Raw genomic sequence first — 20,618 nt, forward strand, 5'->3', positions numbered from 1 at the left:
CTAACATAGGTGCACATATGACCTGTGTGTTCGGCGGAGGAATTGCGTCTTGACGGCGGCCGCGCCTCTGGAGAGTGAGTCTCGGCGCGTCCGACGCGTCGCCGGGATTGATGTCGGCGGCACTTATACGGATCTGGTGCTTTATGAGACGGGGTCCGGCGGCAGTTTCGTCCGCCTGGCCAAGGTGCCGACCACCTTGCCGAACCAGGCCGTAGGCGTTCTGCGCGCGATCGAGGCAGCCGGTGCGACGCCGGCCCAGCTCGACCTCATCATCCATGGCACGACCGCGACCACCAATGCGATCCTCGAACGCAAGATCGCCGCCGTCGGCCTCATCACCACCCGCGGCTTCCGCGACGTGCTCGAACTGGGTCGACGCACCCGGCCGAACGCCTATGGCATGGTGGGTGCCTTTGAGGCCCTGGTGCCGCGCGAACGTCGCTTCGAGGTGACGGAGCGGATGCGCGTCGACGGCACGGTGGTCGATCCGCTCGACGAAGGTCAGGTCGCGGCCGCCGCCGAACGGCTGTTGGCGCTCGGCTGCGAGAGCATCGTCGTGCATTTTCTCCATTCCTATGCGAACCCGGCCCATGAGCTGCGCGCCGGCGAGATCGTGCGCGCGCTCTGGCACAATGCCTATGTGACGCTGGGCCACGAGCTTCTGTCCGAGTTTCGCGAATATGAGCGTGGCACCACCGCCTCCGTGAACGCGGCGGTCCAGCCCATTCTCGACCGCTATATCCGGCGCCTGGCGGACGATCTGGCGGCGGGGGGCTTCACCCGTGATCTCCTGGTCATGAATGGCAATGGCGGGACCGTCACGGCCCGCCATGTGGGCCGTGAGGCTGTGAAGACGATCATGTCGGGACCGGCCTCCGGCGTCATGGCGGCGGCGGCCACCTTGCAGCAGTCGGGCCTGGCCAATGCCATCACCTATGACATGGGCGGCACCTCCACGGATGTGGCACTGATCCATGGCGGCATCCCCGAGGTCTCCTCCGAACTTGCGATCGACTACGGCCTGCCGATTCACGTGCCGCTCGTCGATGTCCGCACCGTCGGCGCGGGAGGCGGCTCGATCGCTGCGATCAATGCCGCCGGCATGTTGCAGGTTGGCCCTGAATCGGCCGGCTCCTCGCCGGGCCCCATCGGCTATGGCCGCGGCGGCACCCGACCGACCATCACCGACGCCAATCTTCTGCTCGGCCGCCTCGATCCTGCAGCGCTCACCGCCGTCGATGCATCGACCGGGCTGGATCCGCTGCGTGAGGCCATCGACCGCGAGATCGCACGACCCCTGGGGCTTTCGCCGGAGGATGCGGCCGCCGCCATCATCCATCTCGCGAACACCCACATGGCGGGTGCGATCCGCGTGGTCTCTCTCTCCAGAGGCTTCGACCCCCGCGATTTCGTGCTGTTTGCCTTTGGCGGGGCGGGGCCCCTGCACGCGGTCGCGATCGCCCGCGAGCTCGGCCTCCCCGAGGTCCTGGTGCCGGCGCGGCCAGGACTGACCAACGCCTTGGGATGTCTTGCCGCCGATCTGCGCCAGGATTTCGTCAACACCGTCAATATCGGCCTCGATGCGATCGACATGACGCTCGTGGCAGAGCTTCTCGGCCAGCAGCGCCGTGAGGGCGAGGCAGTGAACGGGGCCGAGCAGGACGAGATCGTCGAGACCATCGTCATCCATGGCGCGGACATGCAGTTCCGCGGTCAGACCCATCTGATCCGTGTCGCCATACCCTCACCCGACATCAGCCGCGAGGCCCTGCAGAGTGCCTTCGAGGAGGCCTATTTCGCCCGCTTCCAGGTGCGGTTGCCCGAAGTCAGGGCGGTGGTCGTAAACCTCGTGACATCGGTGATCGGCCGTCGCCGAAGCTTCCCCGTGAAGTCGCTCATCGATATCAGGAGCCGGTCGACCGCAGCGATCACGCGGCCCCTCTACGCGAGCGGCCGCTGGCATGAGGCGCGCATCCTTGACCGCGACCAGCTCCAGCCGAGCGAGGTGATCGAGGGCCCCGCCGTCATTCAGCAATTTGACGCGACCACGGTCGTCGAGCCGGGCTCCGTCGCCACGGTCGATGCAATCGGCAATCTGCGCATCAAGGTGGGAGCATGGGCATGAGCGGCGTCGATCCTCTGACCCTGGCGGTGATCCAGGCAGGCCTCCAGCAGGTTTGCAACGAGATGGACATTGCCTTCAGCCGGTCGGCCTTCTCCCCCGTGATCGCCGAAGCGGACGACCGCTCCTCCGGCATCTATGCCCTCGAGACCGGCGATCTGATCTCCCAGGGGGAACTGGGCCTGCCCGTCTTCGTCGGCACGATGCAGTACTCCGCTCGCGAGCTCAGCCGCAGGATTGCCGACGGCGTGACGGCAGCGCCGGAGCCGGGTGATCTCTACATCGTCAACGATCCCTATCTCGGCGGCACCCATCTGATGGATGTGCGCTTCGCCAAGCCGTTCTATTACAAGGGCGAACTGTTCTGTTGGCTCCAGAACACCGGTCATTGGCCGGATGTCGGCGGCATGGTTCCGGGCGGCTTCTCCGCCAAGGCGACGGAGGTTGAGCAGGAGGGCTTGCGGCTGCCGCCGGTGAAGCTGTTCAAGCGCGGCGAGATGGATCGGGAGATCTATCAGATCATTTGCTCCAACATCCGCATCGCCGATCAGCGGATCGGCGATATCCGCGCTCAGGCGTCGGCTCTGGCGGTGGGCGAGACGCGGTTGACAGAGCTCTTCGACCGCTATGGTCTTGCCACCGTGACGGCCGCCATTGCCGAGATCCGAGCACGGGCGGCCCAGCTGATGCGCACCTATCTGGAGAGCATTGCCGACGGGGTCTATCATTCGGAAGCCTTCGTTGATTCCGACGGTGTGGTGAACGAGCCGCTGCGCATCGCGCTGCGTATGACCAAGGCTGATGGCCAACTCCATTTTGATTTCGCCGGATCCTCGCCGCCCTGCCGCGGCCCGATGAACTCCGTCGTCTCCACCACTTATTCTTCCGTCTATCTGGCCATGCGCCATGTCTTTCCCGACATTCCGCTGAATGCCGGCGCCTTCGAGCCCTTGGTGATCGAGCGCCCCGAGGGGACGTTCCTGGATGCCCGCTACCCCCGTCCGGTCTCCGGCTGTGCGGCGGAAGTCTCCCAGCGCATCGCCGAAGCGGTGTTCCTGGCGCTGGTCCAGGCCATTCCGACCAAGGTGACGGCAGCACCTGCGGGCACGTCGGGCAATTTCGCGCTGGGCGGCTATGATCCCGAGCGCGGCCGCGGCTATGTCATGTACCAATTGTCGGGCGGCGGCTATGGCGGCAATGCGGACCAGGACGGCCTGACCAATGGCTGCTCCACCATCGGCATCTCCAAGATGCCGCCGGTGGAGGTGATGGAGCAATATTACCCGGTGCTCTTCCGGCGCTTCGCCTTGCGGGAAGGGTCCGGCGGGGCAGGAGAGCACCGCGGCGGCTTCGGCGTCCATTATGAGGTTGAGCTCCTGCGGGGGGAGGCGACGGCCTCCTTCGTCATGGACCATGGCCGCTTCGGTCCCCCCGGTGTCTTGGGCGGGGAGGAGGGCGGACGCAACGAGGTGCATGTGCATCGCGAGGGCACCGTCTTCATCCCCGAGCATCTCTCCAAGGATCAGGGCATCCCCTTGCAGGCGGGCGACCGGGTGGAGGTCAAGACCCCCGGCGGTGGCGGCTATGGCGATCCCTTGCGACGCGAATTCGGCTTGATCGAGCGCGACTTTCGCCGTGGCTACTACACGGCTGAGGAACTGCAATCCTTGTTTTCGGTGGTGATGGGCCCGGACGGCGAGGTCGACGCGCTGTCCACCGATCGCCTTCGTGGCGGCTTGAGGCAAGCGGGGTAGTCCATGTTCTATGCGCGACCGAGCTCCCTGGAGGAAGCCTTGGCGATCAGGGCCGATAGGGACGTCACGGTGCTCGCCGGCGGCACCGATGTTTATCCTGCCAAGGCAGGCCGCAATGGCTGGGGTGACATGCGTGAGGAGGGAATCCTCGACATCACGGCCGTGGACGAACTGCGCGGCATCGACGACTCTGGCGACCATGTCCGTCTCGGCGCCTTGACCACCTGGACGCAGCTCCGCCGGCATTCACTGCCGCCAGCCTTTGCCGGGATCCAGTCGGCCGCTCGCGAGGTGGGGGGCGCCCAGATCCAGAACCGCGGCACCCTGGCCGGCAATCTCTGCACCGCATCGCCGGCGGGCGACGGCATTCCTTGCCTCCTGGCATTGGACGCCGAGATCGAGCTGGTCTCCCGCCGCGGCACGAGGCGGGTGCCGGTCGCCGATTTCGTGACGGGTTACCGCCAGACGGCATGCGCCGCCGACGAGCTCGTGACTGCCATCCTGGTTCCGAAGCCCGAGCCTGCCGCAAGGGCGCGCTTTCTGAAGCTCGGGGCCCGGCGGTATCTGGTGATTTCCATCGTCATGGCGTCAGCGGTGATCGCGCCGGACGGCCACGGTGTGATTTCGAACGCGCGCATTGCCATCGGCGCCTGTTCTGCCATGGCAAAACGCCTGCCGGATCTGGAAGCCGCTCTTCGCGGCTGTCATGTGTCGGAGGCGGCGGAGATCGCTGCAGCCTCCCACCTGCAGGTCCTGTCGCCCATCGACGACATCCGTGCCAGTGGCGCCTTCCGCAGCCATGCGGCGCTAATAGTGCTGCGCGATCTGCTGGGCTCTCTGGCCCCCACCGAGGCGAGGGCGGCATGAGACACGAGACCCTGGCGAAAACCGACGAGAGGGTTGTCAGCTTCTCCGTCAATGGCCAGCGCCGGGAGGTGAGCGCACGGCCCTTCACCACGCTCGCCTCGACTTTGCGTGATGGACTTGGGCTGACCGGCACGAAGATCGGCTGTGACGCCGGCGATTGCGGGGCCTGTACGGTGATCGTGAATGGCGAGCAGGCCTGTGCCTGCCTCATTCCCATAGCCCAGCTCGAAGGCGCCGAGATCCACACGGTGGAGGGCGAAGGCCCGGGCGGCCTGACGGAAACGCTGCGTCAGGCGTTTCTCAGCCACGGCGCCGCCCAATGCGGGATCTGCACCCCGGGAATGCTGATGGCGGCAGCCGACTGCCTGTCGCACGAGCCCAAGGCGAGTCGTGAGCGGATCGAGGATGCCCTCGGTGGCGTTCTGTGCCGCTGTACGGGTTATGTGAAAATAATCGAGGCAGTCGAAGAGGTTGCGAGCGGAACCTGCAATCGCTCCTTGCCGAATGACGGCGGCGTGGGGTCACGTCTGGTGCGCCGGGATGGACATGCCAAGGTCACGGGTGCGGATCTCTTCGGCGCCGATGCGGCTCCCGACGGCGCCTTGTGGATGCGCGTCATCCGCTCTCCCCATGCCCGGGCCGGCTTCCGCTTCGGCGACCTCGATGCCGTCGTGGCGGCGACCCCCGGTCTGGAGGTGATCCTGACGGCGGCGAACGTGCCGGGCGAGAACGCCTTCGGCATCTTTCCCAATCTCAAGGACCAGCCCGTCTTCGCCGAGACCCATGTCCGCTTCCGCGGCGAGGCCGTGGCGGCGTTGGTCGGCGAACGGCGGGTGATCGAGGCGATCTCGGATCGCGACATACCCATCGAATGGCTGCCTCTGCCGCCGACCAGCGGCGTGGCGGCGGCACTCAGCCCGGGCGCTCCGGTCCTGCATGAGCGCTTTCCCGATAATGTGCTGGCGCGTGGCCACCTGCGCACAGGTGATGTTGCGCACGGCCATGGCCAGGCCGCAGCAACGGTCGAAGGTCGCTTTGCCACGGGCTTCGTCGAGCACGCCTATATTGAGCCGGAGGCGGGATTTGCCGTGGCGACGGGCGATCGGGTGGAGGTGACCGCCTGTACCCAGGCCCCTTACATGGATCTGGACGAGACGGCCCGCGTCCTCGGCGTCGATCATTCCAAGGTCCGGATCATTCCGACGGCCTGCGGCGGAGGCTTTGGCGGCAAGCTCGACGTCTCGGTGCAGCCGCTGCTGGCGGTGGCGGCCCGCGTCACCGGCCGGCCGGTCCGCATCGTCTACAGCCGCACTGAATCCATGGCCTCGACCACAAAGCGGCATCCGTCGCAGATCTGGGCCAAGGCTTCCGCCGATGCCCAGGGCCGGTTGACGGCATACGAGCTCGACGGCGACTTCAACACCGGCGCCTATGCCTCCTGGGGGTCGACGGTCGCCAACCGCGTGCCGGTCCACGGCACCGGTCCCTATGTCGTGCCGAATGTCTGGAACCGGACCCGCGCGGTCTACACCAATGACACGCCTGCGGGCGCCTTCCGGGGCTTCGGCGTGCCCCAGGCGGCGATCGCCAACGAGACGCTGATGGATGATCTGGCGGGCGCGCTCGACATTGATCGCTGGCACATCCGCCGGATCAATGCGATCGGCCATGGCGACGTCACGCCGTCGGGCCAGCGTCTCGATCATTCCGCCGGCCTGCCTGAATGCCTCGATGCCCTGAAGCCTGACTGGGATGCAGCGCTGGTGCAGACCGCAGCGTTCAACGAGACCGCCACGCGCCGCAAGCGCGGTGTCGGCATCGCCTGCATGTGGTATGGCTGCGGCAACACCTCGGTGTCGAACCCGTCATCCATGCGCATCACGCTTTCACGCGAGGGGCGGCTGATCTTCTATAACGGGGCCGTCGATATCGGCCAGGGCTCGACGACGATCCTGCTCCAGATTGCCTCGGAGGCATTAGGCCTGCGTCCGGAATGCTTCGAGATGGTGATCGGTGATACCGACCGCACCCTGGACGCGGGCAAGACCTCGGCCTCGCGCCAGACTTTCGTGTCCGGCAACGCGACCCGCCTGGCCGCCGAGGATCTAAGGCGCAAGATCTTGGGGCTGGCCAATGCCGGTCCTGAGGCGCGCCTCACGCTGCAGGGGAGGGAACTCTCGGTCCTCGACGGGGAAGCCTCACGCCGCATCGATCTCGCGAGCCTCGTCGCGGATGCCTCAGGCATCGTCCTGGAGGGCTTCGGCGCTTATGACCCGCCGACCAGCCCGCTGGACGCGGACGGCCAGGGAGTGCCCTATGCGACCTATGGCTTTGCGGCCCAGATGGCGGAGGTCGAGGTCGACACCGCCCTCGCGACGGTGAAGGTGCTGCGCATCGTCGCCGCTCATGATGTCGGCCGCGCCATCAATCCGACCTTGGTCGAAGGTCAGATCCATGGCGGCATCGCGCAAGGACTGGGCCTTGCCTTGATGGAGGAATATATCCCCGGCCGCACCGAGAACCTGCATGATTACCTGATCCCGACGGTGGGCGACATGCCGGCCATCAAGACCATCCTGGTGGAGGATGCCGATCCCGAGGGCCCCTATGGCGCCAAGGGGGTCGGCGAGCCGGCCCTGGTGGCGACGGCCCCGGCGATTCTGGGTGCGATCCGCCATGCCACGGGCGTTCGGATGACGCGCGTGCCGGTGCTGCCGCATCGGCTCTGGGAAGCATTGCAGCAAGGCGAGGTGACATCATGAGCATCGCCGATCAACTCTCGATCGAGGCGCGGTCGCGGAAGTTCGGGGCCTCCGAAGGCGACGGCATCGTTCGCTGTGACGCATGCCCGATCCTCTGTCGAATCCGTCCCGGCCGCCAGGGCGCCTGCGCCCGCTATGCCAATGAAGGCGGCCATCTCATCCGGGTCGATCCGGTGGTCCTGATGGAACGCACTTTGGAAGGCGAGGGCAAGCTTGTCGCCTTTGCCGGCGGCACCTGGGATGGGCATCCGCTGGATCCCTCGCGCACCTTCGTCACCGGCATCGGCGCCGGCACCACCTATCCCGACTATAAGCCCGCCCCCTTCATCGTCTCATCCGAACATGAGGGGGTGGACACCGTGACCGTCGTTACCGAAGGGATCTTCAGCTATTGCGGCGTCAAGGTGAAGATCGATACCGACCGCCATCTCGGTCCCGAGACGGCGGCGATCCGCGTCGACGGCGAACAGGTGGGCCATGTCACCACGGCCGAATACGGCTCCCAGATGCTGTCCATCGGCGGTGTCCGCCATTTGACGGGTGGCTCGAAGAAGGAGGGCCGCGTCACCTGCGAGACCATGCTCCAGCTCTGCGCCGGTGCCCCTGTGACCATGACCATCGATGGCGGCCATGAGGTGGTCGTCGAAGCCGGCCGCCCGCCTGTGGTGGACGGCAAGCCCGAGCAGCGGATGCGCGTCGGCTGCGGCTCGGCGACCGTGGGCATCTTCGCCCAGCAATGGTTCGGCCATGTGGACGAGGTGATCGTGCTCGATGACCACATTACCGGCGTGTTGACGGAGCACCAGGCCGGTCGGGTGCTGGAAATGCCCCATGCGGGCATCGGCGTGCGCGGGCGGAGATCGACCCCGGGACGGTATTTTCAGGTCGCCAATCCAGGTCTCGGCTGGGGCGGTACCGACATCACCGACCCCCTGTCGGTCATCCAGAAGATCGACCCCAAATATGCCTGGCCTGGCCTGCGCTTGCTCCTGACCTCGACCACCGGTGAGGACGCGCTCTATTGTGTGCTCGACGAAAATCTCGTGCCGGTGCCCGCCGAAATTCCGGAGCCGGTGCGCAAGGTGGTCGACCGCATCGGCGAGAACTGTGAGCCTTCGCTGTCCACGGTCCTGTTCATGGCGGGGGCGGGAGGTTCCCTCCGTGCCGGCGTCACGGAGGATCCCGTGCGCCTCACCCGTTCGGTCGCCAAGGGCGAGACGAAGGTCTCCATGGGCGGTGCCCCGGTCTATGTCTGGCCGGGCGGCGGCATCACGGTCATGGTCGACGTGACCCGCATGCCGAAGGGCTCCTTCGGCTATGTTCCGACCCCGGCCCTCGTGGCGCCGATCGAATTCACCTTGCCGCGGAGCCTCTATCTGGCACTGGGCGGACACGGAGGCGACATCGTCTCAGCCAGTGATCTCCTGGCGGCACTTCCGCCCGAGACGCGGATCGACCCCTGGCCGGAGCGCAATCCCTGGCCGTTCGGGCGCTCCGCCTCATGAACCGCCCGGCACAGGCGCGCAAGCCGGAGCTTTCACCGGCCGATGCCTACCGGCTGGAGGATCAGGTGGGCTTCGTCATCCGCCGCGTGCACCAGCGGGCGACCGGCATCTTCAACGAGGTGATGGCCGAGTTCGGGGTGACGCCGACGCAGCTTGCTGCCCTCGCCAAGCTTCATGACGTCGGCAGCGTGTCGCAAAACGAGCTGGGCCGCCTGACGGCCATGGATCCCGCGACCATTGCCGGGGTGGTGAGCCGCCTCGTCAAGCGGGGCTTCGTGGTCGCCTCCGCCGATGCCAGCGACGGCCGGCTTCTGATTCTGGAGCTCACGCCGGAGGGGCACCAGGCGATACTGGCCATGAAGGCGGTGGGCGCAGACGTCTCGCTGAGGACGCTCGAGCCCTTGACCGCTACAGAGTCGCAGATGTTGCTGACCCTCCTGCGCAAGCTGGAATAGGAGATGGTCTTTCCGCCCCCGACGATCCAGGGCCTCTCCGGTGACCGCCTGCATCTGTCGCAAGGACCCATCGATGTCGTGCTGAAGGCCGAGGGCGAGAGGGAGGCCGTGCAATGCGCCTATGCCGCCGGGGTGGATCGGTTTTCCACGATCCTGGCCGAACTCTGTGCCGAGTTGCCAGTCTTGCGACGGGCTCACGGTACAGGTCCCCGCCCGCAGAGCCCCGTGGGGCGCCGGATGGCGGCGGCGTGCGATCCCTTTGCCGATGTCTTTCTCACGCCCATGGCGGCGGTGGCCGGTGCGGTGGCCGATGAAGTGTTGGAGGTCATGCGGGCAGCGGCCCCTCTCACCCGTGCCTATGTGAACGATGGCGGCGACATCGCGCTCTTCTGCGCACCCGGTGAGAGCGTGCGCCTCGGCATTGCCGGCGATTTCAGCCGATCCGGCATCCCTTCGATCAACGGTGCTCTCGACCTTCGCCACGAATATGGCATCGGCGGTGTCGCGACCTCCGGCGCCAGGGGACGGTCCCTGTCTTTGGGCATTGCCGACAGCGTGACCGTGCTCGCAGCAGACGCCGCCACAGCCGATGTGGCAGCGACCCTGATTGCCAACGCCGTCGATCTGGATCACGCGGAAATCGAGCGCCGGCCGGCGGTGGAGCTCGATCCTGACAGCGATCTTGGCACGCGGCTGGTGACGGTCCATGTCCCGCCGCTGGATCGGCATCTCGTCAAACGGGCCTTGGAGTGCGGAGTTGAGCGAGCGCACGAGCTCGAGCGTCGCGGCCTGATCCTCGCTGCAGCAATGATGTTGCAGGGCGAGGTCGCGAGCCTTGGACCTTTGCCCGCCCTCCGGCAGATGGCCTCGTAAGGCAGGCTTGTCGACCGACCTTAGACGGTCGAGATATCGACCAGCGCGACCCCGGCATCGCGCATCTGGCGCTCGGCCTCCGAAAGCGATCCGTTGAGATCGATATGCCGGCAGGCATTCATCGCAACCGTCGTCTTGAACCCGAGCCGGGCAGCATCCAGCGCCGAATAGGCGACGCAGAAATCCGTGGCGAGGCCGGTCAACAGGAGCTCCGTCAAGCCCCGCTCATGCAGATAGCCTGCTAGCCCGGTGGTCGTCTTGTGGTCGTTCTCGAAAAAGGCCGAATAGCTGTCCACGTGCTTGCGCGAGCCCTTGCGGATGATGACTTGCGCCTCCTGATGCAGGAGTTCCTCGTGGAACTCGGCGCCTGGGGTGCCTTGCACGCAATGGTCCGGCCACAGGGTCTGCGGGCCGTAATGCATCTCATGGGTGGAGAAGGGATCCGCCCCCGGCTGGGTCGATGCAAAGCTCGAATGATCCGCCGGATGCCAATCTTGTGTGAGCACCACATTGTCGAAGTTGCGAATCAGCCGGTTGATCGGATCGATCACCTCGTGGCCGGCCGGAACGGCGAGTGCGCCGCCGGGGCAGAAATCATTCTGCACATCGATGACGATCAGGGCCGTGGTCTCGGGAGTGAAGCGTCTCATGGCTGCTCGCGCTTTGCAGTGATGGGCCGGAACTATAGCGGCCGACCGTGCCGCACGCCACGGTGATCGGCATTTCCCGCGACCCTGCTATGACGTGATTGCCTCTAGCCCCGGCTGCTGGACAGATGATACCAAACGTCATTGCGTTGCAGCATACACATGTCTGGATCAGTGCGACCGTGACGGATTTGTTGAGATCGACCGCCATCACGGGGCAGGAGCGCCGGGCGAGTGGAGTGGTCATCGCCTTGGCGGGGGCGACTTCGCTGGCCGTATCAGTGGGCATCGGCCGCTTTGCCTTCACCCCCATCCTGCCGATGATGCTGCATGAAGGATCCCTCGACCTCACTTTCGCCAGTTGGCTGGCGACCGTCAATTACGTGGGATATCTGATCGGCGCCCTTCTCTGCATGGTTGTCCCGCGGAGGTGGCCCTCTGTCCGGATGATCAAGGGCGGCCTGATCGTGACCATCCTCTGCACCGCCGGAATGGCGCTGCATCTGCCCCAGCTCTGGCTGGTCCTGCGGTTCTTCGCCGGGATTACCAGCGCCATCGTGTTTGTGTACACATCCGGCTGGTGTCTCGCTCGGCTGTCACGTCTCGGCCGCGTTCATGTGGGCGCCATTATCTATACGGGGCCTGGCATGGGCATCGCATTGCCCGGCTTGGCGGCCATGGCCATGGTGGCCTATGGGGTTTCGGCCTCCCATGCGTGGATCAGCTTTTCCAGTCTGGCGGTCCTTCTGAGCGCCGGCATCTGGCAGGTCTTCACGGGTCCGGATTTCGTCGTCGCCCCGGCCGCACAGCCCCTCGATCCTGCGCCGGGCCAGCAGCAGCAGCCGGATGCCGGCGGCTCGGCCGAGATGTCGATGTTTTCGTTCACCTATGGTCTGGCGGGCTTTGGCTACATCATCACGGCGACGTTCCTGCCGGTGATCGCGCGTGAGGCGCTGCCCGAATCCCTGTGGCTCGATTTTTTCTGGCCCGTCCTCGGACTGGGTGTCATTACCGGCGCCTTGCTCAGCGGCAAGATCCCGCCGCGCGCCGATCCGCGCCACGTGCTGGCGGGCTGGTATCTGGTGCAGGCCTCAGGCGTGATGATCAGCCTGCTGTTCCCCACCGTCCCTGGTTTCATCATCGGCAGCTTCATGGTCGGGATGCCGTTGACGGCCGTCGGCTTCGTGGCCATGCAGGATGTACGCCGTCTGCGGCCGCATCATGCCGCGCGCTTCATGGCGCTGCTGACGGCGACCTTTGGGATTGGCCAGATCATCGGGCCGCCCATCGCGGCCTTTCTGCTCTCCCATTCGGCCAGCCATGCCGAGGGATTCGCCTGGGCCCTCGGCCTGGCGGCAGGATCGCTGTTTCTCGGCATCCTTTTATACATCGCCATGAGCCTGCTCTGGCCCATCCGACGTCCCGCGCATTAGAAACGCGCCGGCAAACAGCGCATTCTCACACCGCAACGGCGACCACGGCGAGACAGTCTCCGGTCTTCACCAGGCCCGGATAATGCCGCCCGGCGAGGATGCCGGTCAGGGAGGACAGATAAGGCGTGGAAACAACGCCGGTCCGCGCCGTGGAGTGGATCCGGGCGATCATCTGGCCGGCCTGGATGGGATCGCCGAGATCGACGCAGAACTCCACCATGCCGTCATCCTGGGCGAAGGTGAAGCAGCCGTCGGGCATGTCGAGGAGGACCGTGTCTGAGCGCTCGATCTCGCCCGTCAGGATGCCGGCATGGATAAGCAGGTTGCGCACCCCGCGCTTGGCGACCCCGGCGGAACGCGCCGTCGACGTACCACCGCCACGCAACTCCGTGGTGACGAAGGTCTTGCCCATCTCTTCGGCCGCCGTGTCATACATCCCCACTGCATCGATTTCGACCATGCGCATGCTGTAGGGCGCGTTGAACGCGGTCATGGCAGCCATGCAGGCCGCCTCCTGGTCTTTGTCGGGCAGGATATGGGCGGCTGCGAAGGGTACGAAATCGAGCGTCTTGCCGCCTGAATGGAAGTCGAGGACGATGTCGGCCATGGGCAGGAGGTAGCGCTGGAAATAATCCGCGATCTTCTCCGTGACCGTCCCGTCCGGCCGCCCCGGAAAGGAGCGGTTCATGTTGCCCTTGTCGATGGGCGATGTCCGCGTTCCCGCCTGGAAGGCCGGATAGTTGAAGGCGGGCACGATGATGATGCGCCCCGAGACCTGCTCCGGCGTCACGCTGGCTGCCAGGTCGTAGAGGGCGATCGGTCCCTCATATTCGTCCCCGTGATTGGCGCCGGTGAGCAGGGCCGTTGGCCCTGCCCCCCGCTTGATCACGCAGATCGGGATCATCACCGAGCCCCAGGCCGAATCGTCGCGGGAATAGGGCAGGCGCAGATGGCCATGCTGAATGCCATCGGCCTCGAAATCGACGCCCGCGGCGATCGGATTGGCTTTCATGGAGCTGTCCTCAGGCCTTGACGAAGAGCTTGCGCGGCGTCTTGCACAGGGTTTCGCAGCCGGTCTCGGTAATGAGGAACGGCTCGGTGATCTCGATCCCCCCGTCATCGAGCCAGAGGGCCGGCATGAAATGGAAGATCATGCCCGGCTTCAGCTCGGACATGTCGCCCGGACGCAGGCTCATGGTGCGCTCGCCCCAGTCCGGCGGATAGGACAGACCGATGGAGTAGCCCACGCGGCTCTCCTTGTCGAAGCCGTGCCGTCTCAGCGTGTCATAAAAGGCCTTGGCGATGTCCTCGCAGCGATTGCCCGGCTTGGCGGCGCCCAGCCCGGCTTCGGTCGCCTCCAGCACGGCGGCCTCGGCATCGAGATATTTCTGTGGCGCCTTGCCGAGGAACACCGTGCGCGACTGCGGGCACTGGTAGCGCTTATAAGCCCCGGCGATCTCGAAGAAGGTCCCTTCGCCGGACTTCATCGGCTTGTCGTTCCAGGTCAGATGCGGTGCGGTCGCCTCCATGCCCGACGGCAGCATCGGCACGATGGCCGGATAATCGCCGCCATGGCCGTCGGCGCCGATGATCCCGGTCTTGTAGATCTCGGCCACCAGCTCGTTCTTTTTCATGCCGGGCTCGATCACCTCGACGATGCGGGCATGCATCGTCTCCACGATCCGGGCGGCGCGGCGCATATACTCGATTTCGCGCGGGCTCTTGATGGAGCGCTGCCAGTTGACCAGGCCGTTGGCATCCTTGAAGGTCGCGCCCTTCAGATGCTGCGTGAGCGAAGCATAGGCAGCGGCGGTGAAATAATAATTGTCCATCTCCACGCCGATGGTGCCTTTGGCCCAGCCGCGTTCCTCGATCAGTCCCGACAGGTGGTCCATCGGATGCCGCTCGGTGGATTGCACATAGATGTCGGGATAGCCGACGATGTTGGCATGATCCAGGAACACCGTGAGCTTGGCGCCGAAGGAATCCATGAAGCGGCCCCACCAGACCGGCTCGCCCTCGCGGCTGAGCAGCACGGCCTGATGGACGTAGAAGGACCAGCCGTCATAGCCGGTCAGCCAGCTCATGTTGGAGGGATCGGTGACGATCATCAGATCGATGCCGGCCTTCTCCATGGCCGCACGCGTCTTGGCGATCCGAGCCTCATACTCGGATCTGTCGAAATTGAGTTCAACCACGCCCATTCTTGTACTCCCCTTGATGAATCGCGAGTCGGGACTGGAGGCCATTCAGCGGACGGCAACCGTCATCCAGGTCTCGAAACAGTAATTATCCGCAAGTGACATGACCCCGATCGTGGCGCGCGGTCCGACACCGATCTCGTCACCGAACACGTCTGCAAAGAGGTCGGTGAGCCCGCTCGCGACCTTGTGCGGTTCGATGAAGCCTGGTGCCGAGGCGACGAAGCAGAGCGACCGCACGAGCCCGGTCACCCGGTCGAGATCGCCGATGGCATCCTTGATGCCGGCAAGGCAGTGCAGGCCGGTGAGGCGGGCCGCCTGATACCCCTCCTCGATGCTGACATCCTGGCCGAGCACGCCCGGATACAGGACTTTGCCGTCTCGCATCCCGGCCGTGTGCCCCGACAGGAACAGGATGTCGCCGGAGCGGTAATAGGGTTTCATCTTCCCGTATTTCTGCCCGTAATAGTCCTTTTGGTCGGCCGTCTGCATGGGCAGCTCGATGCCGAGCTCTTTTAGTCTCTCTTCGATCACGAATTGGTCCTTCGATGCGGCCGGGGCTTAACGGAGCGTGGGAAACCATGCATAGAGTGCGGCCTCCTGACAAGCGCCAGTCGTATAGGGACGGTCGATTGCGTCGGCACTGCCGCATGAGCGGCGCAGGCCCCTGCATCGGCAGGCAGGGCTCACATTCGACATGATGCAGTGTCAAGACGGGCAGCTGCAGGGCGAGCAGGGTTGAGGGAGAAGGGTTTTTGTTGGTTCAACTCGGTTCGACGGCAGCGGGTCACAAGCTGCGGCTCCTGGTCTTGTGTATGATGATCGGGCCTTTGGCAGCCTGCGCGGGACGCACCACCGGCTCTCTGCAACCAGTCGCGGCGGCACCGGGAGCGTCCACGGTGGATATTCTCGTCGCAACGACACGCGCGGCGTCGGCCTTGCCGGGGGAGCTCTATTCCGGCGAGCGCGGCTCCAAGCTGTCCCTCACGGACATCACCGTCTCCATTCCTCCGCCCGGGGTCCATCGGGTGGGTCAGGTGGAATGGCCGAGCCGCGTACCCCCCAATCCTGCGCGCGAATTTGCCGCCCTCAAGATCGTGCCGCTCACCCAGCCGGGGTCCGGCGGGAAATGGGTCAAGGAGCACACCCCGCGCAATCGGCGGGTGCTGATCTTCGTCCACGGCTTCAACAACCGATTCGAGGACGCCGTCTTTCGGTTCGCCCAGATCGTCCACGACAGCCGCGCCGATGTGGCACCGATCCTGTTCACCTGGCCTTCGAGCGCCAGCGTCTTCGGCTATAATTACGATCGCGAGAGCACGAATTATTCCCGCGATGCCCTGGAGGAGATCCTGCAGACGGCAGCCCGCGACAGCGATGTGGGCGAGGTGACGATCCTGGCCCACTCCATGGGCACCTGGCTCGTCATGGAGGCTTTGCGCCAGATGGCCATTCGTGACGGCCGGGTTGCGGGCAAGATCCGCAATGTCGTCCTCGCCTCTCCCGACATCGACGTCGACGTCTTCGCCCGCCAATGGGCCGAGTTCGGCACGGACAAGCCGAAGCTCACCGTCTTCGTGTCCCAGGACGACCGGGCCTTGAGCCTGTCGCGTCGCATCGCCGGCAATGTCGACCGTCTGGGTCAGATCAATCCCAATGTCGAACCCTACAAATCGGCCTTGGAACGCTCCGGCATCGACGTGATCGACCTCACCGTGCTGAAGACCAGCGGCGATCAGCTGAACCACGGCAAATTTGCCGAAAGCCCCGAAGTGGTGAGGGCGATCGGGACCCGGCTCGTATCGGGCCAGGCCATCACCGATTCCGAGATCGGGATTGGCGAGCATATAGGCTCGGTCGTCACCACGGCGGCTCAGACCGTCGGCACCGGCGCGGCCCTTGCGATCAGTGCGCCCCTGGCCATCGTGGATCCGGTCACGCGCCGGAATTATCCCGCCCAGATGGACCGCTTCGGCAAATCCGTGACGAACACCATCGGCTCCGTTGGCGACACCGTGGGAACGACGGTGGAGACGGTCGGCAAGCCCATTCAGGAGCTGGGCGAATAGCCACAGCAGGCGATTTTCCCGCACTGCGGCAAGACGATGAGTTGACGGGACAGCTATGCTGACCTATTCGGGTTTTTGCAACTGCGAAGACGACGAAAAGGTTTGCCATGGCAGCACTTGCCCCGCAGACGGTACTTGACGTCCGGCACTGGACCGACCGGCTGTTCAGCTTCAAGACCACCCGCGATGCGAGCTTTCGCTTCGAGAATGGTCAGTTTGTGATGATCGGCCTTGCGGTCAATGGCAAGCCCTTGCTCCGCGCCTACAGCATGGCCAGCGCCAATCACGAGGAGAGCCTCGAATTCTTCTCGATCAAGGTGCCGAATGGGCCACTGACCTCGCAGCTGAGCAAGATCAGCAAGGGCGATGAGATCCTGGTTGGGGCCAAGCCGACGGGAACATTGGTGCAGGCGAGCCTGCTGCCTGGCAAGCGGCTCTATCTGGTGGCGACCGGCACCGGTGTCGCGCCGTTTACCAGCGTGATCAAGGATCCCGAGATCTATGAGCGGTTCGACGTCGTGGTTCTGATTCACGGCTGCCGCTTCATCGAAGAGTTGAGCTTCGGCCGGGAGGTGGTCGAGAGCTTGAAGGATGACGAGTACCTGAGCGAGATCATCGGCGACCGCCTGATCTATTATCCGACCGTCACGCGTGAGGACTACCTCCACCGTGGCCGGGTGACGGAACTCCTGGACACGGGCATCGTCGCCCGCGACACGGGTCTTCCCGCCCTGGATGCTGCCGAGGACCGGGTCATGATCTGCGGCGGCCCCGCCGTGCTCGCCGATATGTGCGGCCTTCTCGACGCCCGCGGATTTGAAGAGGGGGCGCTGTCGAAGCCGGGGACCTATGTCATCGAAAAGGCCTTTGTCGAGCGGTGAGCCCGCTGCAGTTTGGGCTCGACCATAATCGTTTGACGGCTTAATCACGTCTGCAAAAGTCGTGGAGTGATGTCTTCTATGCCCGATACGATCTTCGATCCCGCCGCAGAGGGGTGGCACACCTCGACGGATGCAGAGTTCATCGGCCTGGTGGGACCGATCTGGCGCAAGCTGGAGGGAGAGCGGCTCTTGTTTGGTTTGCTGGCAGAGGAGCGTCATGGCAACCGCAATGGTGCTGTCCACGGCGGCATGCTCATGACCCTTATGGATCATGCGATCGCCATGAACTCGTGGGAAACCACCGGTCGGCGACGCCAGGCGACGATCCAGCTCGATGTGCAGTTTGTCTCCGCCGTGATGAAGGGCGATTTCCTGATAGTCCGCTCCGAGGTTGTGAGGGCCACGCGCTCGGTGAATTTCATGCGCGGTACCGCCACCATTGGCGATCGGATCGCCGTGACGGCGAATGGCATCTGGAAGATGCTGGAACAGCCGGGGCCATCCGCCGGGCCAGGCGCATAATCCGAATCTTGATGCGACACGTCAGCGAGAGGAAGCGATGCAGGCATTGGAAGGTCTGAAGGTTCTGGACCTGTCGCGGGTGCTGGCGGGGCCGTGGTGTACGCAAACCTTGGCCGATCTCGGCGCCGACGTCTGGAAGGTCGAAAGCCCGCAAGGCGGCGACGACACGCGCACTTGGATGCCACCGGAGGTCAATGGCGAGAGCACCTATTTCCTCTGCTGCAACCGCTCCAAGCGGTCGATCGCGGTCAATTTCCGCGATCCCGAGGGTCAACAGCTCATCCGTGATATGGCGGCCAAGGCTGACGTCGTGGTGGAGAATTTCCGCAAAGGCGCACTCGAGCGCTTCGGCCTCGGCTATGAGGATTTGTCCGCCATCAATCCGCGGCTCGTCTACTGCTCGATCTCGGGCTATGGCCGCGCCGGCATCCGGTCCGAGGAGGCCGGCTATGATTTTGCCATACAGGCCGAAAGCGGCCTGATGTCGATCACCGGCGAGGTCGATGGCGAGCCGATGAAGCTCGGAGTGGCGATCAGTGACATCGTCGCCGGGATGAACGCGGTTCAGGCCATTCTGGCCGCCCTGCTGGCCAGGGAGAAGACGGGCAAGGGTCAGCTGATCGACATCGCGTTGCTGGATGGATCCGTCAGTCTACTCGCCAATGTGGCGACCGGCTATTTGGCCACGGGCAATGCCCCACGCCGCTACGGCAACGCTCATGGCTCCATTTCTCCCTATCAGGTCTTTTCCTCCAGCGATGGCAGCTTCGCGGTCGCCGTCGGCAATGATTCGCAGTTCCGGGCCATGTGCAGCCAGGTGATCGGCAAGCCGGAGCTGGCGGATGATCCACGCTTCTCCACGAGCCGGGCGCGCGCCACTCATCGTGAGGACCTGGTTCCCCTTCTCGACGCCGTGTTCCGCACCAGGACCAAGGCGGACTGGATCGAGGCGTTCAAGAGGGCCGGGGTGCCCGCCGGGCTGATCCGCACCGTCCCGGAGGTCTTCTCAGCCCCGGAGGTCGCCGAGCGCAATCTTTTCGTCGAGATCGAGGATGATCGCATGGGCTCCCTGCGGCTTCCGGCCTCGCCCCTGGCCCTGCGCGGCACGCCGCCGCGCCCACCATCCATGCCGCCCCGTCTCGGCGAGCATACCGATGAACTCCTGGAGGAAGTCCTGGGCCTCGATGGCGAGAGATGTGCAGCGCTTCGCCGAAAGGGCAGCGTCGCCTAGCGATCGGTGTTTGCGACCCCGCACCAGCCGGCGATGAACAGCGCGATGGTCTTCGTCACCCGGCGCAGGGAGGACAAGCTGACGCGCTCATCGATGCCGTGAACGCGCTCTGCGACGGGTCCATAGGTGATCGCCGGCATTCCCGCATGCAATGCGAACACGGCGGCATCGAGATAGGCCGGCATCACATAGGCGGGGAGGGGACGATCATTGGTGATGCCATGGGCCCAGCCGAGCATGCTTTCGGCCTCGCCGCCGGGGGCGAGCTCATAGCCGCCATGCACGTGGCCCACCCACTCGACCCGCGGTTCGGCGCGCGACAGGGCTGGATCTTCGAGCGCGCATGCCGCGACGAAGCTCTCGAACTCGCGGACGCGAAGGGTGGGATCATCCCCCGGATAGATCCCGATGCGCCCCTCCATCCGGCACTCGGTCGAAACCGAAGCTGACCATTCGCCCCCGTTGAACTTGCCGATGGTGAGCGCGACGGGGTTTCTCAAAGCGGCGAAATGAGGATGCTTCGCCTTCTCAGCGATCCAATGCGCTTCCAGATCCTTCAGTCGGGCGACCATGGCGAAGCCCGCTTCAATGGCGCTGGTGCCGGCGCCGATCTCCCGCGGATGGGCCGGCACGCCGCGCAGCGTGATGGCGAATTTGATGACGCCCACATTGGCCCTCACCAGCTGCTCGTCGGTGGGCTCGGGAATGAGAATCGCATCGGCCACATGGCCGCGGGCCAGGGCCATGGCGGCGCCGTTCCCGGTGATCTCCTCCTCGATGACCGACTGGATGTGCACGTCTCCCAGCAGCGTGATGCCCGCCATATCGAGTGCGGCCAGCGCGAAGAGATTGGCGGTGACCCCGGCCTTCATGTCGCCGGCACCGCGCCCATACATCCAGTCGCCCTCGACGACGGCCGAATAGGGGCCGTGGCTCCAGAGGGCAGGGTTCGCCGTCGGCACCACATCCACATGCCCGTTCAGCGCCAGAGACCGCCCTCCATCGCGCCCGGAGCGCCGGTAGCCCGCGAGGTTCCAGGCATTCGTATAATCGACGGTGGCGGGAGAAAAGCCGGGCTGGCCGGCCGCCGCCTCGAGATCGATTCGAAACCGGTCGATCTCCAATCCGAGCCGGCCCATCTCGCGTTCGACCACGGCCTGGACGCCCGCCTCATGGCCGCGCAGCGAGGCCTGTCCGACCAGTTCGGCGAGTAGGGCGATCTGCCGGTCGAAGCCGCCATCCACTGCGGCGATGATGTCGTCGATCTGCCGCAGACTGAGCTCGGACACAGTCTAC

Annotated in this window: 17 protein-coding genes; 12 read left to right on the top strand and 5 right to left on the bottom strand. The window is 65.1% G+C overall.

Features of this window, described 5'->3' with window-relative positions; translation table 11 throughout:
* The first annotated feature begins 49 nt into the window (after window positions 1–49).
* From FKM97_RS12500 to FKM97_RS12530, 7 genes are read left to right on the top strand one after another with little or no spacing between them, the layout of a single operon-like run.
* The gene (locus FKM97_RS12500) at window positions 50–2,125 is read left to right on the top strand and encodes a hydantoinase/oxoprolinase family protein (protein ID WP_144292750.1); all 2,076 of its coding nucleotides are present in this window, start codon (window positions 50–52) and stop codon (window positions 2,123–2,125) included.
* Window positions 2,122–3,876: a hydantoinase B/oxoprolinase family protein gene (locus FKM97_RS12505; protein WP_144292751.1), complete on the top strand. Its 1,755-nt coding sequence runs from the start codon at window positions 2,122–2,124 to the stop codon at window positions 3,874–3,876. The genes FKM97_RS12500 and FKM97_RS12505 overlap by 4 nt, the downstream gene beginning before the upstream one ends.
* A gap of 3 nt (window positions 3,877–3,879) precedes the next feature.
* Window positions 3,880–4,743 carry an FAD binding domain-containing protein gene (locus FKM97_RS12510; protein WP_144292752.1) on the top strand — a complete coding sequence of 288 codons (864 nt, stop codon included), beginning with the start codon at window positions 3,880–3,882 and terminating at the stop codon, window positions 4,741–4,743.
* A complete protein-coding gene (locus FKM97_RS12515; protein ID WP_144292753.1) occupies window positions 4,740–7,505 on the top strand; it encodes a molybdopterin-dependent oxidoreductase in 2,766 nt (921 codons plus the stop codon). The genes FKM97_RS12510 and FKM97_RS12515 overlap by 4 nt, the downstream gene beginning before the upstream one ends.
* The gene (locus tag FKM97_RS12520; RefSeq protein ID WP_144292754.1) at window positions 7,502–9,010 is read left to right on the top strand and encodes a 6-hydroxynicotinate reductase; all 1,509 of its coding nucleotides are present in this window, start codon (window positions 7,502–7,504) and stop codon (window positions 9,008–9,010) included. Before FKM97_RS12515 ends, FKM97_RS12520 begins: the two co-directional genes overlap by 4 nt.
* The gene (locus tag FKM97_RS12525) at window positions 9,007–9,465 is read left to right on the top strand and encodes a MarR family winged helix-turn-helix transcriptional regulator (RefSeq protein ID WP_144292755.1); all 459 of its coding nucleotides are present in this window, start codon (window positions 9,007–9,009) and stop codon (window positions 9,463–9,465) included. The genes FKM97_RS12520 and FKM97_RS12525 overlap by 4 nt, the downstream gene beginning before the upstream one ends.
* 3 nt (window positions 9,466–9,468) lie before the next feature.
* A complete protein-coding gene (locus FKM97_RS12530; protein ID WP_144292756.1) occupies window positions 9,469–10,338 on the top strand; it encodes a UPF0280 family protein in 870 nt (289 codons plus the stop codon).
* A gap of 20 nt (window positions 10,339–10,358) precedes the next feature.
* Here the strand turns inward: FKM97_RS12530 and pncA are convergent, their stop codons facing one another.
* Window positions 10,359–10,988 (bottom strand): bifunctional nicotinamidase/pyrazinamidase, encoded by a 630-nt coding sequence (gene pncA / locus FKM97_RS12535; protein ID WP_144292757.1) that lies wholly within the window; start codon window positions 10,986–10,988, stop codon window positions 10,359–10,361.
* A gap of 179 nt (window positions 10,989–11,167) precedes the next feature.
* On the opposite strand from pncA, the gene FKM97_RS12540 reads away from it, so the two are divergent.
* A complete protein-coding gene (locus FKM97_RS12540) occupies window positions 11,168–12,418 on the top strand; it encodes a YbfB/YjiJ family MFS transporter (protein ID WP_205014959.1) in 1,251 nt (416 codons plus the stop codon).
* Window positions 12,419–12,443: 25 nt separating this feature from the next.
* On the opposite strand, the gene doeB is transcribed toward FKM97_RS12540, so the two are convergent.
* From doeB to FKM97_RS12555, 3 genes are read right to left on the bottom strand one after another with little or no spacing between them, the layout of a single operon-like run.
* Entirely contained in the window at window positions 12,444–13,430 is a 987-nt protein-coding gene (gene doeB, locus FKM97_RS12545; protein WP_144292759.1) for a N(2)-acetyl-L-2,4-diaminobutanoate deacetylase DoeB, read from the bottom strand.
* Between the two features lie 10 nt (window positions 13,431–13,440).
* The gene (doeA, locus tag FKM97_RS12550; protein ID WP_144292760.1) at window positions 13,441–14,622 is read right to left on the bottom strand and encodes an ectoine hydrolase DoeA; all 1,182 of its coding nucleotides are present in this window, start codon (window positions 14,620–14,622) and stop codon (window positions 13,441–13,443) included.
* 45 nt (window positions 14,623–14,667) lie between these two features.
* Window positions 14,668–15,153: a RidA family protein gene (locus FKM97_RS12555; protein WP_246105060.1), complete on the bottom strand. Its 486-nt coding sequence runs from the start codon at window positions 15,151–15,153 to the stop codon at window positions 14,668–14,670.
* A gap of 281 nt (window positions 15,154–15,434) precedes the next feature.
* On the opposite strand from FKM97_RS12555, the gene FKM97_RS12560 reads away from it, so the two are divergent.
* From FKM97_RS12560 to FKM97_RS12575, 4 genes are all read left to right on the top strand, one after another.
* Complete coding sequence (locus FKM97_RS12560; protein WP_144293044.1) at window positions 15,435–16,688, top strand: alpha/beta hydrolase; 1,254 nt, start codon at window positions 15,435–15,437, stop codon at window positions 16,686–16,688.
* A 107-nt stretch (window positions 16,689–16,795) separates the two neighbouring features.
* A complete protein-coding gene (locus FKM97_RS12565) occupies window positions 16,796–17,569 on the top strand; it encodes a ferredoxin--NADP reductase (RefSeq protein WP_144292761.1) in 774 nt (257 codons plus the stop codon).
* Window positions 17,570–17,647: 78 nt separating this feature from the next.
* Window positions 17,648–18,091, top strand: a complete 444-nt coding sequence (locus FKM97_RS12570; RefSeq protein WP_144292762.1) for a PaaI family thioesterase — start codon at window positions 17,648–17,650, stop codon at window positions 18,089–18,091.
* Window positions 18,092–18,128: 37 nt separating this feature from the next.
* The gene (locus FKM97_RS12575; protein ID WP_144292763.1) at window positions 18,129–19,322 is read left to right on the top strand and encodes a CaiB/BaiF CoA transferase family protein; all 1,194 of its coding nucleotides are present in this window, start codon (window positions 18,129–18,131) and stop codon (window positions 19,320–19,322) included.
* Here FKM97_RS12575 and FKM97_RS12580 read toward each other — a convergent pair.
* Window positions 19,319–20,611: an ArgE/DapE family deacylase gene (locus FKM97_RS12580; protein ID WP_246105061.1), complete on the bottom strand. Its 1,293-nt coding sequence runs from the start codon at window positions 20,609–20,611 to the stop codon at window positions 19,319–19,321. The two genes, FKM97_RS12575 and FKM97_RS12580, sit on opposite strands and share 4 nt — an antisense overlap.
* Window positions 20,612–20,618: the final 7 nt, after the last annotated feature.

The sequence above is a fragment of the Rhodoligotrophos appendicifer genome, assembly GCF_007474605.1.
In the GTDB taxonomy this organism is placed as follows: Bacteria; Pseudomonadota; Alphaproteobacteria; order Rhizobiales; family Im1; genus Rhodoligotrophos; species Rhodoligotrophos appendicifer.